The sequence below is a fragment of the Dactylosporangium sp. NPDC051541 genome (assembly GCF_044454505.1).
Lineage (GTDB): Bacteria > Actinomycetota > Actinomycetes > Mycobacteriales > Micromonosporaceae > Dactylosporangium.
This window is the reverse complement of the sequence record NZ_JBITDU010000027.1, coordinates 1-14,478: the sequence shown is the minus strand read 5'-3', so window position 1 is coordinate 14,478 and position 14,478 is coordinate 1. Positions and strand designations below refer to the sequence as shown.

Below are 14,478 nucleotides of genomic sequence, written 5' to 3'. Positions count from 1 at the left end.
GCCGATCAACGCAAAGTGACGGGCAGACGACGCTGGCATGAAACCGGGAGCCCGAACCGTAGCGGTCTCTCTACCGTGAATGTCAGTAAGGACCACCGAGGCGCACAGGAGGTGCGAGATGGCTACAACCACCACATTCGAAGCCGTTCGGGCCGAGGCACTGTTCGCCTCGGACCTGCAGTCATCGCAATGCCCGGCCCGGGGCGAGATCCGCGGCGCGGTCGCCGCGACCCTGCGGCGGATGGGCGTGCAGGGCTGCGCGGCCCGGGTCGCCGGCGAGTTCGGGGACCACCCCGAGACGGCCGTGGCCCGCATGGCGTGGGCCTTGGCCGAGGTCCGCGCGACCTATACCGGGCGGCGCCACCGGCCAATGCGGTCAATTGCCGCATAAAATACAAAAGACCACCGCTTGAAAATCGTCCGGACGGGGCAATACCACGGCCATGCAGGAGCTGCACGTCCACATTGAAGCCGACGGCGCCGACCCCGCCGTCCAGCGGCTGCAGGAGCCGCTGGAGGCCCAGCTTTCCTCGGCGCTGCAACGCGCCGCCGAAGTCATCCAGAACGACTACCACGGCGAGTCCGTGGAGGAGGTGAGTCACCGGCTCCTGGAGATCGCCCGGAGCAGCCTCCACCCGGACATCGCCAACGCCTGGCTCCCCGACGAACACGAGCTCCGGCAGGCCGCCGAGGCCATCGTGAGGGATTTTCACTGATTGCCCCGACTGTGCAACCCATCCGCTCCACACTGTCCTCCAAGGGCCCGTTTTCAACCCAGGAGGACAGCGTGGAGCAGCACAAACTCACGATCGATATCAACGAGGCCACGATCGACCAGCTGCGCGACCACCACTTCGCGCTCTTCGGGCTCCACGCGATCGCCACCTCGGCGAGCGGCGCACCGACGATCTGGCTCTCCGCGCACTACCTCGAGCGCCATATGGAACTCTCGTGGACCGAGACGTTCTCGATGTACACCTCGCGCAAGATGGCGCACGCGCCGAGCACCAAGGTGGTCGCCACGCACAACTACCCGGCCCCGCTCGGCAGCGTCCTCACGGTCTCGGGCAACGACGGCGCCGGCATCGTGACCCCGGGCGGCCCGGCCGGGCACATGGAGATCGACAACACCGGCCGGACCGAGCTCAGCGCCGGCCTGTGCATCCACGACTCGCACGGCATGTACCAGCCGGTCGGCGTCTTCGACCTGGTCGACGTGGACCTGTTCCAGCCGGTGCCCAAGGTCGCGTTCTTCTTCTCGCCGATCCCGCACATGGCCGGTGAGATCGCCACCCGCTCGCTCGGCCCCGGCGTGCTGCTGGACTACCAGATGGCCCGCAACGGGTCGCTGTCGATCGAGTACGACATCCACAACGGCTGGGCCGTGGAGAACCGCCCCTACGCCCGCGCGATCAAGGCCAACGAGCCGCTCAACCCGCTCCTGCTGATCCGCTCATCGGCCCTGCAGGCCCTGGCCATGCAGCGCCAGCGCATCACCAGCCGCTAGGGCTAGGTGTTGTCCACCCAGAGCACCGAGTGGCCCTCGGCCGGGTCTGGCACCTCCCAGCGCCCGGCCATCCGGTCGATCACGGCCGGCGGTACGGTCCGCGCCCGGGCCAGATTGCGCCGGTGCACGACGTCCGGTGGCGCCTCGACGCTGACCACCTCGACCCGCGCGCGGTAGTCCGCGGCCACCGCGACGCTGCGGGCCCGGAGCGCGCGGGTCAGGTTCGTCGCGTTCCAGACGTACCCCCGCCCGGCCCGCAGGTGCTCCTTGGCCCGGGCATACGCGGCCGCCACCACCGGCCCCTGGTCCCCGGTCGGCCGCACGCCGAGCTCCTCGCGCAGATCGTCCAGGCTGATCACGGGCACGCCGGGCCGGCTGGCCGCGACCCAGTGGTCCTTACCGGCGCCCGGCAGTCCGGACATCACGGTCACGGTGCAGGTCGTGTCGTCGAAGGCGGCATAGGCCGGGTCGCGGCCGGGCGTGCGGAAATACTCGAACCGCGCATGGTCCGACGGGAATTGCCGTGGACGATCCAAACAGCCGATTTCCCGGGTGTACTGCCTGAAAAGCGCGACTTCCGTCAGGAGCGCTTCATCGCCACCAGCGGTCGCGGCCGCCACCGCCGCCAGATCGTCGTTGCGGGCGACCAGGCTGATCCGGAACAGGACCCGGTCCAGATCGGGGCGTTCGAGTGCGCCGAAGGGCAGCCGCTGGTGCTGTACCAATGCCGCAATCGCTTCTCGGAAGGCGATCGGCACTCCCCGCTCCCACAGGATGCGCCGCGCCTTGTGCTCGCCCGCGTCCAGCAGGGTCAGCGCCTCGTCGACAACGTTCATGACCTGACCCGGTTGGCCACGATCGGACGGTCCTGCCAGTGGCTGCCCGAGTCCAGGATCGCGGTGTGGAAGCTCGGGCGGACCCACTTGTAGCGGCCCAGCACCGTGCCGGCGTCCTCGAGCTTGAGATATAGGCCCTCCATCTCCTCCGACATGTCCGTCTCGCGCACCACCCGGTCCGGATCGGCGCCACCCGTGAGCGCCGCCTCGCGCAGCGCGTCCCGCCAGCCGCCCGTCCGGCACGTCGACGGTCCGGCCAGCTTGGTCAGGGTGGCGAGGTCGGTGAAGACGTCCTCGGCCAGCACCGGCACCGACGCGATCCCGAGGCCGGCCAGCAACTCGCGGCGGCGGGAAGTCGACAGGAATACTTCGGATTGACGGTCGTAGACGTCGAATTCGCAGAAGTGGTGCGGCAACGCGTCGTAGAAGACGGTGTGCTTCGCGTAGAGCCACTCGCCGTACACGATGAAACGATCCCGGAGCACGGGCCACAGGCCGTATCGCGTCCCCGCCGCCCAGGCCTTGAACGGGGCGAACTGCTTTTCCCGCGGCCCACCTGACAGGTAGTGACCGCGCGACTGCAGCCGCAGCGTGCCGTCGGCATCGAAGCTGATCGCGGCGTTGGCCCCGTCGAGCTTCTCCTCCACGACCAGCGTCCGCCCGGCCAGCTCGGCGAACGGCACCTGGGCGAGGTCGTGGTCGCCGGGCTGCAGGCGCGACCCCTGCACATGGGGGGTTCGCGGGTACTTACGCAGCATCCGTCCGTTGTACCGGAGTTCGCCGGTTGCCGGACATCGGTTTTCGCGGGTGGAAGAAAGGGTGTTACGACTTCCGCGCGGCTGCCGGGGCCGAAAGCATCGGCGTGACATTGTTTGACCCGAATCAGCTGGCCACTGCAAAGATTTGGGCAGATTTGGGAGGGTTGTCTTGACGAACAGAACCGTGAAGGGGCTGGTCCTCTTCACCGCCGCGACACTGGTCGCGGCACTCGCGCCGGCGACGAGCGCCCTGGCCGCGCCCGGCGCACCGAGCACGGACGGCTACTCGGCCTCCATCCCGTGGGGTCAGTGCGAGAGCCCGGGCCTGCAGCGCCGCGGCGCCGAGTGTGGCCTGCTCAGCGTCCCCCTCGACTACAGCAAGCCCAACGGCAAGAAGATCCAGATCGCGGTCTCGCGTATCAAGCACAAGGTCGCGGACAAGGACTACCAGGGCGTCATGCTGGTCAACCCGGGCGGCCCCGGCGGGTCCGGGCTGACGCTGTCGGTCCTCGGCGAGTTCGTGCCCAACGGCGCGGGCGAGGCCTACGACTGGATCGGCTTCGACCCTCGCGGCGTCGGCTCCAGCGTTCCGGCACTGCACTGCGACGACAACTACTTCGCCGGTCCGCGCCCCGAGTACATCCCGTGGAACAAGGGCCTCGAGAACCTCTGGCTGAGCAAGTCCAAGGGCTACGCCCAGGCTTGCGGCAAGGCCGGCGGTGACCTGCTCAACCACATGACCACGGTCGACTCGGTCAACGACATGGAGTCGATCCGCAAGGCGCTGAGCGCGAAGCAGATCAACTACTACGGCTTCTCGTACGGCACCTACCTGGGCCAGGTCTACGGCACGCTGTACCCGAACAACGTCCGCCGCATGGTCCTCGACGGCAACGTCGACGTGCGCAAGGTGTGGTACGAGGCCAACCTCGACCAGGACACCAACTTCCAGCGCAACGAGGAAATCTGGTTCGGCTGGCTGGCGAAGTACGACAGCGTGTACCACCTGGGCAAGACGGCCAAGCAGGTCGAACTGCGCTGGTACGCCGAGCAGCAGAAGCTCCGCCTGGCCCCGGCCGGCGGCGTGGTGGGCGCCAGCGAGTGGACGGACATCTTCCTCTACGCCGGCTACTACCAGTCGACGTGGCTGGAGCTGGCCGACGCCTTCGCGGGCTGGGCCAACGACCGCAACACCGCGGTCATCGTCGACGCCTACAACAACTACATCGCCCCCGGCGACGACAACGGCTTCGCGGTCTACAACGCGGTGCAGTGCACCGACGTCCAGTGGCCGCAGAGCTGGAGCAAGTGGGAGCGCGACAACTGGCTCACGTTCCTCAAGGCCCCGTACATGACCTGGTCCAACGCCTGGTTCAACGCGCCGTGCCTCTACTGGCCGGCCAAGGCGCAGAAGCCGGTCAAGGTCGACGGCTCGAAGGTCAAGAGCGTCCTGTTCGTCGGCACCACCCTCGACGCGGCCACGCCGTTCGAGGGCAGCCTGCAGGCCCGTCGCCTGTTCCCGCACAGCGCCCTGCTGGCCGAGGTCGGCCAGACCACGCACGCCAACTCGCTCAACGGCAACGAGTGCATCGACAACACGATCGCGGACTACCTGGCCACGGGCAAGCTCCCGCAGCGCAAGTCGGGCGACCGCCCCGACAAGAGCTGCGACGCCCTCCCGCAGCCCGACCCGACCGCGACCGCCGCAGCCGCCCAGGCGCAGACCCTCCGCGCCGACACGAGCGTCACCGCCGCCCGTGAGCCGCTGTACCCGGTGCACCACTAAGCACCACAGCACCAAAGGGGGCGCGGCCGGTTCCAACCGGCCGCGCCCTCGCCGTTTCGCCCCCAACATCCGGACGTTGCCCGTCAGCAACGCGCCGATGCCAATGCCCGCGCACACCACGCTGTGAAGGCGTCGTTCGACGGTCAATAGTGCAAAAGCAGACCGCGCGGATGATCAGCGCACGAGCCGCAACCATCTATGCGCCGGTTTGCGCCAGGCGCCCCCATTGCCGACAGGACGCTACGTCAGCGCCGACGTGATCTGCTCGACCTGCTTGCCAGCTTCCTCGCGGACCTCGTCGCTGACACCGGCGACCGCACCGGTTACAACGGGCCATAGGAGTCCGCGGATTGCGGCGCCAGCGCGGCGGAGCCGGCCGGGGTTCGGCTGGTCCTGGACGATCTCCCCGGCGATCTCATCGGCGACGTCCGGACGTCCTGCTGATCCTGCGCGGACAGGCCGTGACCGGTGATTTGCGTGACGTCCCGGTTTTGCCAGGCGAACTGGTTGCCGTCGGCTTTCGCGTTGAATACCGGGCCGTGGTAATTGGTGGTCGGCCCGTAGCCGCGTTTGTCGTGCAGAAAGCGGGCGACGTCTCCGGACCAGTCGGTCACGCAGTCGATTCCTTCGGTGGTGATCTCGGCCCGGACGGGGCCGCGCATTCCTGCGACGCTGACACCTTTGATCAGATTCTTGTTCGCTAGGTATGCGACCGCGTGTTGAATTCCAACCTCAGTGAAGCGAGCTCCCTCGTGTTGGGCGTCCTCGGAGCAGCGCGGTTCGGCAGGCCCCGGCACGCTGCGCCGGGTCGTCGCGGCGCTGGCGCATTGCGCGGACGTGCGCGAGGCCGGCGGCGGTGAGCCGGAACGCGGGAGCGCCGAAGCCGGAGCCGTCTTGGCTGAGGCCGGCGGTTGGGTGCTACTGGTAGTGGTAGCGGCATTGCGCGATCTGCACCACGTCATCGACGATCCGGTACACCAACCGATGCTCCTGGTCGATCCGGCGGGACCAGAAGCCGGCCCAGTTGCCGCGGAGCTGCTCGGGCTTACCGATGCCCTGGTGGCCGTTGCGCCGGATATCTTCGATCAGCGTGTTGACCCTGCGCAGCATTTGCCGGTCCTGCTGCCAGCTCGGGTAGTCCTCCCAGCCGCGGGAGGCGAACTGGACCTTCACGCGGCTGAGTCGGGGTCGATCAGGTCGTGCATTTCACCGCCGCCGGCGCGGAGTTCCTCGATCGCCTCGTTGAGGCGGCGGGCATTGGCGGGGCTGGCCATTAGGTAGGCCGTCTCCTTCAAGGACTCGTACTCACGCAAGGAGATGATGACCGCAGCCTCGTGGCCGGAGCGGGTCACCACGACCTCCTCCGCGTCGTCGACGACCTGGTCCAAGACCTTGGCGAGGTTCTGCCGGACCTCCGAATAGCTGACGGTGCGCACAAGTCCCCCTGAGTGCTGACGTACAAAAAATTGTACGACTCGTTCCGCTCGGGTGCCAGGTGCTGGCGTGCGCTCGACCCACTGCCCTAACTCCGTAGGTTCAGGTTTCGAGTCCCTGGCGGCCCACGCTGTATCTCTGCGCGTTCCGCGCGGCGGGGGTGCCCACCCGCGGCCCCCATGGCCGCTGCGCGTCCACTGGCTGCGCTGACGCTGGCCAGCTCACCGTGGCTGGACAGCTGGCAGTTGTCACCCGGCGTGGGGGCTGGGGTCCAGCCTTAGGTCCAGGTCGACGCTGGTGGTGTCTGCACGGGTTGGACTGAACATAGCTCGGCACTTGAGCAGGCGCGGGGCGTTCGTGTGACTCGGCTGGTCGCCTTCGGGTCGGGTTGGAACCGCGCCCAGCGGGCGGATTTCACCCCGAACCATGGCAGTGCTCGTTGGTAGGCATACATCCATGACCCAGCCCGCGCTCGCCTACCGATGGAGCCAGAGCGAGTTCGTGCGTGCCTGGGAAGCAAGGGCTTTCAACCACCGGGTAGAACTCGTTGAAGGAGAGATCTGGCCAGTGGTGATCGGATCTTGGCACGGCGACGCGGTTGGCCAGGTGCTGGCATTGCTGCCACGGACCGGCGTGCGGGTAACGACAGCGACGCTGCCTACCCGGGGGCTCGCTGCCCGATCCCGACTGCTGGGTTCGGCGGGCGAAAGCGGAGCCGGTGGGGACCATCGGGACGCGGCTCTCAGTGTGGGAGGCGTCCGATGTGCTATTGGTCGTCGAGACCACAATCCAAGACCTAAATGTCAAGGCTAAGCTCTATGGCCAGGCCGGCTATGCCGTCTACTGGGTGATCACCCAAGAGGCGATCTACGAACACACTGGACCCATCGCGACGGGCTACCGGACTCGGGTCGAATACCTGCACGGTGAATACATCTCCGTTCGGTATGCCGACGTCGAACTCGCCGTTGATGACCTGATCGCTTCGGAACCCGTCTGAGCGACCGCCACCGCACACGTATTTCTCTGCGCCGCTGGCCGGGGATTGTCGGTGTAGGTCTGATCTGCTGCCGGTCCTTCGCACGGCGATGCCCGCAACGGTCTGAATAACCCTGTCGTGTACGCCGCGCGCTGTCGAACTGGGTGTTCGTCTTGTTTCGAGTCAGCGGCGACGCGGGCGGGCAATGATGGCGGGCGATGTGCCGTCCACTCTCGCGTTCGCAAGGGGGCGCATCGTTAACTACGCTGCCCTGGTGAACAGCACCCGTTGGTGGAGCCTGGCGGAACTGAACGCACAGGTGCCGGATCACCATCATGACTCAACGGTCGAAACCTGGCTGGCTACGGTGGCGCCAGTGAGGACCTGCGGTGCTTTCGCAAGGAGGATCTTCCGGTTGCCGAGATCAACGAGTTCCAGCTTCATGACGATCCAGAAGATCTTGATGGGATTGCCGAGATCGAGAGTATTCGATCAAGCATTCGGTCCGGTGTTCCGCTCCCGGCCGTCGTCCTGATCCACGCGCCGGATGGTCAGGGACTTCTGATACCGGCGCCGGGTGCACGCGAGAGTCGGTACTTCCTGCTTGAAGGGCGGCATCGTTACAACGCCGCCTATCGAGAACGATCACCGCGCATGTTCGCCTGGGTGGCCCACATCGGATGTTGTGAGGGTCCGGAGCCTGACCTCGAAGGCGAGGCTTCATAGGCCAGCATTACGAAATTCATGGCCGAAGACGTGCCTACTAGATCGCCGGCGACGGTCGCTCGTGTTCGGTCCAGATCATGACGCCGTACGGCTCTGGTCGACTCGGAGACCTGCGAGTCTGGCACCGACGACCTTGATCGACGGGTTCGTATGGTGCATCGTGCGCCCCACTGCGACATTTGCGCCGTTGGCGCGGCGGGGGAGGCCTTGCCTCCGTCCACGCCCCCGCACGATCTCCGCCGTGAGTCCAGGTCGCGCGGGGCTGGGCTGCGAACCAGCGGGGCGCCCAGCGACGCCATAGCGCATCGCGGATGACCCGCCGTTGTCCGGGAGTGCTTGCCGGGGTTCGCCGGCAGGTCGGCGTCGGTCGGCGGCTTCGGGCGCCGTCGGGTTGGGGGGTGAGACTCAGATCTACGGCGGGCGGGGGAGGGGGCGCAGTAGCGTACTGGTGTGTTGACAAAAGCTGGGCTTACTGGCGCGGAGCTTCGCGAGATTCGGCGGACCGCGCTCGGGGTGGCTGATCCGCTTGGCGTGGCGGCGGAGTTGGCTGGGGCCGCCGATGGCGGGTTGCTCGCTGATCCGCAGGATGCCGGGTTGGCGTTTGTGCTGGCGGCTGAGATCGCGGAGAGTCGGTCGAAGCTTGATGCTGCCCTGCGGTATGTGGAGCGCGGGGTTGCGGCCTACTCGGGGCGGGATGACAGTGAGGCTGGGGCCGCTCGGGCGTTGCGGGCTCGGGTCCTGTTTCGGGTTGGGCGGGATGACGAGGCCCTGGCTGAGCTTGAGGAGTTGCGGCCCCTGCTCGGGCAGTATCCCGACGCCGCTGCTTACCTGAGTGCGGCGTTGGCGGCCGGTGGGCGGGACCTTGTCGCTGAGGAGTGGTTGACCGAGGCGGTCAAGGCGGCGCTGGCTGAGCGGGGGGCGGCTGAGCCGGCCAACCCGGACGATGCTGGGCTGCTGTTCTTCTTGTTGCAGCAGCGGCATCGGGTGCGGCACATCATCGGGCGGCAGCATGATGCGCACGACAATCTGGCTGAGCGGCTGGAGAACAAGCTGGCCAACACCGGGGTGGCGGCGGCTGAGGCCGATGATGACCTGTTGTTCTGGACGCAGGCCGAGTTCGAGAAGCTCGTGGCGCAGTGGCCGGAGCTGACCGCGTCTTACGGGGAGAGCTGGGATCTGCACCGGGCTCGCCTGGAGCGGGAGCTGGTCCGGCGGGCGGGCACCGGGCGGACCGGGCTGACGCTGCTGCCGGGGACCGTCGCCGGGCTCACCCGGTATGCCGGCGGGGATGGCGACCCGGGCGATCCGAAGACCCGCAACGGTTACGCCCGGCAGTTGGCCGACGGGTCGGGGCTGATCGGCTGGCCGCCGGAGCGTAACGGGGCGTGCTGGTGCGGGTCCGGGAGCAAGTACAAGAAGTGCTGCCTGCCCCGGTCGCGCGGCTGAACGGAACGATCAGAACGTGGCGATCGGGTTGACCGGACTGCCCGACGTGCCGGCGAAGCGGACCGGGGCGACCGCCAAGTGGAAGTCCCACTGGGCCAGGTCGGCGGCGGTCGTCGCGCAGGCCTCCAGGTCGCAGTTGTCCAGGAGCCACAGGCCCATCGCTACCAGGCTCACCGCGTGGACCGGCATCAGGATGGCCGGGTAGCCCGACGGCTGGACGTCCTGCGGGGTGTCGGCGCCGATCAGGGCGACCCGGCGTTCGTGCAGCCAGGGCAGGCTCGAGGCGTGCCAGCCGGCCTGGGTGAAGCCGTTCGCCGGGCCCGACTCGTGGCGGGCGCGGCCGTAGCCGGTCCGCAGGAGCACCGCGTCGCCAGGGCCCACCCGCACGCCCTGGCGGCGCTCGGCCGCCTCCAGGTCGTCGGGCGTCACACCCTCGCCGGGCTCCAGCCAGGGCACGTCGCGGAGCCTGGCGATGTCCAGCAGGACACCGCGGGTGACGATGCCGTCCGCCGCCGCCGTGACCGCCGCCCAGGCCGAGCCGGTCGCGGTGTCGACCAGTTCGTGGGGCCGGCCGTTGTATGTCCGGCCGTCCCAAAAGATGTGGCACGGCGAGTCCAGGTGCGTGATGGTGTTGCCGTGGAAGGTGATGCCGAGCCGCTCCGTGGAGAAGCCCCAGTGCCGGTCGTTGCGGAAGTTCGCCGGCATGTGCTCGGCGCCCGGCATGTCGGCGGCGCACGGGCACTTCGTTGTCGCGCGCTCCATCTCCGCCGGCACGGCCACTTCCCAGGCGCACGAGACGCTGCGGCCATGGCGCACGGCCCGCGCCGCCGCGAGCCGGACCTCGTCGGTGATGTGGTTGAGCGTCCCGCGCTCGTCGTCGTCGCCCCAGCGGCCCCAGTTGGACAGCGTGTCGAAGTACGCCAGCACCTCGTCCTGCGTCATGGCAGTACCGTAGCCGACGCTGCTAAAAACGGATAAAAGGTATGTTCGTTACTTAACCGGCCCAGTGCCGTTGGTGTGGCTGGTATCGGTCAGCACACCGGCAGGTGGAGGCACGTTGAAGGCGCAGAGCAAAGTGTTCGGGACGGTGCGGCGGTGGTGGGCGGCGGCGGCCGCTGTCGGTGTGGTGGTCGCGGTCGTCCCGGGCGCGCCGGTGGCCGCGGCGCCCCCACCGGTCGCCGTCATCACGCGGATCGCCGGCAACGCCAACGGCTCGAGCGGCACGGCCGTGCCCGGGCCGGCGTTGAGCTCGCCGCTCAACTACCCGTACCAGATCGACCGCGACGACTCCGGCAACCTGTACTTCGTCGACTACGGCTCCCGGCGGGCCTACAAGGTCGACGCCGCCGGCAGCCTGTCCGTCATCGCCGGCGCCGGCACCGCGGGGGCCATCGTTCCGGGCGCCGCCGCCGGCTCGCCGTTCGTGGCGCTGCAGGGGCTGGCGCACGACGACTCCGGCAACACGTACCTCGCCGACCCGGGCAGCCGCCGCGTCGTGAAGGTCGACGCGTCCGGGCAGCTGTCCTACTTCGCCGGCAACGGCACGAACGGTGCCGTCGTGCCCGGGCCGGCCCTCAGCACGCCCGTGCCGATCCCATACGCACTGGCCGCCGACACCGCCGGCAACGTCTACATCGTCAACTCAACACCGAAGAACGTCTTCAAAGTGACGCCCGGAGGTGTGCTGAGCATTGTTGCAGGCACCGGGGGTACCGGCCCCAACGTGCCCGGCCCCGCGACGTCCTCGCCGATGAGCCCCAACAACGCGGCCGTCGACGGCGCCGGGAACCTGTTCATCACCGACACCACCTCGTGCGACGTGCTGAAGGTGACCCCGGCCGGGACCTTGAGCATTTTCGCCGGGAACAACTCCTGCAGCGGCACGATCACCGACGGCGTCGCGACCGCCACCACGCTGCGCCACCCCAACGGCCTGGACGCCGACTCGGCCGGCAACGTGTACGTCTCCAACTGGGACACCGGCCAGATCTCGAAGATCAGCGCCGACGGCCAGCTGACCGTGATCGCCGGCAACGGCACGTACGGCCTGCCCACGTACAACGGCCCGGCCCTGGCCTCGGCGATGCGCCAGTCCGAAGGGCTCACCGTCAACGACGCCGGCGTCGTGTACGCCGCGCACAGTGACAACAACACCGTCGACCGGATCGGCCCCGAGGCGCCGAGCGCGCCGCGCGACGTGCGGGCCGCGGTCTCCGGCACCACCCTGAACGTGTCGTTCCAGCCGCCGGTCGACGCCGGCAGTACCCCGATCACCGGCTACGAGGTGAGCCTCGACGGCGGCGTCACCTGGACGACCCTCGCGACGACCGCCTCGGGCGGCCGGCTGGCGGGCAGCGTGGCCGGCGTCTCGGCCGCCACCGCGTATCAGGTCCAGGTCCGGGCGGTGAACGTGTCCGGCGCGTCCACCGCCGGCGCCGGTGCCACCACGGCCGCGCCGGCCGCGCCGCCGGGCGGGGGCCTGGCCGTGACCGGGGCCGCGACGAGCACGACCGTGGGGATCGGCGTCGTCCTGCTGGTGCTCGGCCTCGGGCTGCGCCGCCTCGTCGGCCGCCGCCGGGCCGGCCAGCGGTTGTAGCCGTCCGTATCCCATAACGCCGAACGCCGCGCAGGATCTGCGCGGCGTTCGGCAACTTACTGTAACCGTTACGGCCTTACGGTTCCGGCCCGGCTGCTTCAGCCGCGCGGTTCGACCGGGGCCAAGTCCATACCGGGGCGTTCCCCGGGCTGGCCGGAAAATTGCTCGGTGTACTGCTCATTGAGCTCACGCCATTCGCGGCGCAGTTCGTCGGGCTCGCGCTCATTGATGAGGCGGCAGATCTCTATAAGTGGGCCGAATTCCATCGTCGGCTGCGGCACGCCTACGAACTCCTGCAGGACATCGGGACGCTCGTCGTCGGCCGACCACGGTACTGCAGTGACATTGCCCGTCATCCGATGCAGCGACCGGACGCGGAGGATGAAACCCTCCCACGCCGAGAGCATCTTGACTCGCAGGAGGCCCTGCAGGTCGTCGCGCAGCGTCCGCAGATCACTCCAGGCCGAGTCGTAGGCATCGATGAGACGGTCGGCTCGCCACGACTTCCACCGGTGGCCGAACCGCAGTCGCCAGAGACGCCGGCGCGTTGCGGAAAGCTCGTCCGCCACCGGGTCGTCGGCCAAAATCTTCACCGCCATCGTTCCGACGGCGAGCAGCACGATGAGCAGCATCACCGACACGAGCGGGTAGCCGTTGGACGGTGGGGTCGGGTACTTCGCCCGCAGCGCGGCCCACACCGCGATGACGAGCAGCAGGAACGACACGAAGACGACGGGGAGCAGCCACCAGGCCAGCCGGAGCAACCATCGGCCGAAGGCGCCGAGCGCGTGGACCAGTCGTGCCCCATGGCCCGGCGCAGCCACTGGCTCGGGGCGCCGGAACGCGGCCTCGCGCCACGTGCGCAGTGGCCGTAGTAGCAACTCAGCCGACGCGGCGATCACGACGGCCAGGACGAGGCCTGGTATCACGGCTACAGCCGTCTCGAGCATAACCGTGACTTGGCGCTCGCCGCCTTCGACGGCGTCGCCGGTCTGGGACGTCAAGTAGCGGAAGACCTGGCTGAAGTACCAGACATCGAACAGCCCGATGCCGGCGACGACCGGCCACCGCAGCAGCCGCAACCACGCCGGTCGGCGCCGACCCACGGCCGCGGCGCGTTCCCGCACCCGTTCGAAATCAGCCGCAGCCCGGCCTACTCGCTGCTCCCCGAGGGCGCTTCGCATGCGGTTGAGGTAACGGCGGGCCCGGCTGTAGGTCGTGATCGCCGCATGTCGGCGCTCCACGAGCCGAGGATCCGCGCGCACGGTTTCGTAGCCGTTGCGCACAGCCCCGAGCAGCGCCCGCATCTCCGCGGCATCGATCTCGTCGGCGTCGCGCGGGCCTTGTTCGTGTTGGCGTGCGATCAGCTCGCGCACTCCGCACACGCAGCCCGAGGGGCATTGTGCGAACGGATCGGGCGCGACTACTGGAGAAATGTCGCTCATCGAGGCTCCGAAATCAGGTGTAGACGATGATTTCGACCCGCCGGTTGCATGCCATCTTCTCGCGATCCGGCTGGCCGTTGGTGTACTCCGGCGAGCAGGCCGGCTGGGACGAGGCATGGCCGGCCGCGCTGATGTTGGTGATCTGCTGAGCCCGCAGCGCGTCGGCAACGGCGTTCGCCCGCTGCTCGGAGAGTGTCCGATTGTGCTCGGGCGTCCCGGTCGAGTCGGTGTGCCCGGCGACGACGACACGGCTGTAGGCCACGGTTCGCAGGAACTTGACCGCATCGGCGAGTGCATCCTGGGCCCGCCCGTTCGCGAGTTGATACGAGTCGACGTCGAAGAGCAGCGGTGCCGGGATTGAGAGCACGGTCGGATTGCCCGGTTTGATCGATATCTGAGGCATCAGCACATCAGCATCCGCCAGCAGCTCCATGCCCGTCGCCACCGCGCTGGCGGGCTTGGCGGAGGCCGGCTCGGTGCAGGTGGCCTTGGTGGCCTCGCACAGGGCCTTCCAGAGACTGACCAGCCAGGTGCGCTGGGGAGTTTTGATGTCCGGCCAGCCGTCCCCGGCGTTGCCGATGCCGATGAAATTGATGGTGTAGCTGGTGTCGAGTTCCGGCAACTCGGGCTTGCAGGCCGTCACCATCGCCGGAATCGCGCTGAGGTCGCCGATCGCCGCGCCCCGGAGGTCGGCACAGCCGGTGTTGCTCAGCCCGTCCGTCGCGATGTACAGCACCTTGGGTACCGGCTGGTCCGTCGCCTGCGTGCCGACTTGAGCCTTGACGTAGACAGCGCCCTCGGCCAGCGCCCGCAGGACGTCGGTCTGGGGCTTGACTACCGGTGAGTGGGCCGCGTCGTACATCTCGCCGATTAGTACTGCAACGGCAGGTCGTGGCTCCGCTCGTGCTGGCTCGTTGACTGGTTGTGGTCGATGTTGAGCTGGTCGGGTCGTGGGATGCCGGGTT

General features: G+C 68.4%; 15 protein-coding genes. 7 read left to right on the top strand and 8 right to left on the bottom strand.

All coding sequences use genetic code 11. The features are described 5' to 3' along the window. The first annotated feature begins 118 nt into the window (after positions 1-118). The 3 genes from ACIA8L_RS53260 (at position 119) to ACIA8L_RS53250 (ending at position 1,507) form a co-directional block, all read left to right on the top strand. The gene (locus tag ACIA8L_RS53260; RefSeq protein ID WP_395917480.1) at positions 119-391 is read left to right on the top strand and encodes a hypothetical protein; all 273 of its coding nucleotides are present in this window, start codon (positions 119-121) and stop codon (positions 389-391) included. 52 nt (positions 392-443) lie between these two features. Next, a complete protein-coding gene (locus tag ACIA8L_RS53255; RefSeq protein ID WP_395917478.1) occupies positions 444-716 on the top strand; it encodes a hypothetical protein in 273 nt (90 codons plus the stop codon). A gap of 71 nt (positions 717-787) precedes the next feature. Beyond that, positions 788-1,507 (top strand): hypothetical protein, encoded by a 720-nt coding sequence (locus tag ACIA8L_RS53250; RefSeq protein ID WP_395917476.1) that lies wholly within the window; start codon positions 788-790, stop codon positions 1,505-1,507. 2 nt (positions 1,508-1,509) lie between these two features. Here the strand turns inward: ACIA8L_RS53250 and ACIA8L_RS53245 are convergent, their stop codons facing one another. Further along, positions 1,510-2,343 (bottom strand): AAA family ATPase, encoded by an 834-nt coding sequence (locus ACIA8L_RS53245; RefSeq protein WP_395917475.1) that lies wholly within the window; start codon positions 2,341-2,343, stop codon positions 1,510-1,512. Then, entirely contained in the window at positions 2,340-3,101 is a 762-nt protein-coding gene (locus ACIA8L_RS53240; protein ID WP_395917473.1) for an RNA ligase family protein, read from the bottom strand. Before ACIA8L_RS53240 ends, ACIA8L_RS53245 begins: the two co-directional genes overlap by 4 nt. 169 nt (positions 3,102-3,270) lie before the next feature. On the opposite strand from ACIA8L_RS53240, the gene ACIA8L_RS53235 reads away from it, so the two are divergent. Further along, positions 3,271-4,887 (top strand): alpha/beta hydrolase, encoded by a 1,617-nt coding sequence (locus tag ACIA8L_RS53235; protein ID WP_395917471.1) that lies wholly within the window; start codon positions 3,271-3,273, stop codon positions 4,885-4,887. Positions 4,888-5,210: 323 nt separating this feature from the next. On the opposite strand, the gene ACIA8L_RS53230 is transcribed toward ACIA8L_RS53235, so the two are convergent. The 3 genes from ACIA8L_RS53230 to ACIA8L_RS53220 form a co-directional block, all read right to left on the bottom strand. After that, positions 5,211-5,549: a hypothetical protein gene (locus tag ACIA8L_RS53230; RefSeq protein WP_395917470.1), complete on the bottom strand. Its 339-nt coding sequence runs from the start codon at positions 5,547-5,549 to the stop codon at positions 5,211-5,213. Positions 5,550-5,805: 256 nt separating this feature from the next. After that, positions 5,806-6,060 (bottom strand): Txe/YoeB family addiction module toxin, encoded by a 255-nt coding sequence (locus ACIA8L_RS53225; protein WP_395917468.1) that lies wholly within the window; start codon positions 6,058-6,060, stop codon positions 5,806-5,808. After that, positions 6,057-6,323: a type II toxin-antitoxin system Phd/YefM family antitoxin gene (locus tag ACIA8L_RS53220; RefSeq protein ID WP_395917466.1), complete on the bottom strand. Its 267-nt coding sequence runs from the start codon at positions 6,321-6,323 to the stop codon at positions 6,057-6,059. The genes ACIA8L_RS53225 and ACIA8L_RS53220 overlap by 4 nt, the downstream gene beginning before the upstream one ends. A 716-nt stretch (positions 6,324-7,039) precedes the next feature. On the opposite strand from ACIA8L_RS53220, the gene ACIA8L_RS53215 reads away from it, so the two are divergent. Together ACIA8L_RS53215 and ACIA8L_RS53210 are read left to right on the top strand one after the other, a co-directional pair. After that, a complete protein-coding gene (locus ACIA8L_RS53215) occupies positions 7,040-7,321 on the top strand; it encodes a hypothetical protein (RefSeq protein ID WP_395917464.1) in 282 nt (93 codons plus the stop codon). A 1,218-nt stretch (positions 7,322-8,539) separates the two neighbouring features. Continuing rightward, the gene (locus ACIA8L_RS53210; protein WP_395917463.1) at positions 8,540-9,472 is read left to right on the top strand and encodes an SEC-C domain-containing protein; all 933 of its coding nucleotides are present in this window, start codon (positions 8,540-8,542) and stop codon (positions 9,470-9,472) included. Positions 9,473-9,481: 9 nt separating this feature from the next. Here ACIA8L_RS53210 and ACIA8L_RS53205 read toward each other — a convergent pair whose 3' ends face one another. Beyond that, positions 9,482-10,414: a cyclase family protein gene (locus ACIA8L_RS53205; RefSeq protein ID WP_395917461.1), complete on the bottom strand. Its 933-nt coding sequence runs from the start codon at positions 10,412-10,414 to the stop codon at positions 9,482-9,484. Between the two features lie 115 nt (positions 10,415-10,529). On the opposite strand from ACIA8L_RS53205, the gene ACIA8L_RS53200 reads away from it, so the two are divergent. After that, positions 10,530-12,068 carry a fibronectin type III domain-containing protein gene (locus ACIA8L_RS53200; protein WP_395917459.1) on the top strand — a complete coding sequence of 513 codons (1,539 nt, stop codon included), beginning with the start codon at positions 10,530-10,532 and terminating at the stop codon, positions 12,066-12,068. Positions 12,069-12,166: 98 nt separating this feature from the next. On the opposite strand, the gene ACIA8L_RS53195 is transcribed toward ACIA8L_RS53200, so the two are convergent. Both ACIA8L_RS53195 and ACIA8L_RS53190 read right to left on the bottom strand, forming a co-directional pair. After that, positions 12,167-13,513 carry a hypothetical protein gene (locus tag ACIA8L_RS53195; RefSeq protein WP_395917457.1) on the bottom strand — a complete coding sequence of 449 codons (1,347 nt, stop codon included), beginning with the start codon at positions 13,511-13,513 and terminating at the stop codon, positions 12,167-12,169. A 13-nt stretch (positions 13,514-13,526) separates the two neighbouring features. After that, the gene (locus tag ACIA8L_RS53190) at positions 13,527-14,375 is read right to left on the bottom strand and encodes an OmpA family protein (protein ID WP_395917456.1); all 849 of its coding nucleotides are present in this window, start codon (positions 14,373-14,375) and stop codon (positions 13,527-13,529) included. Positions 14,376-14,478 lie beyond the last annotated feature (103 nt).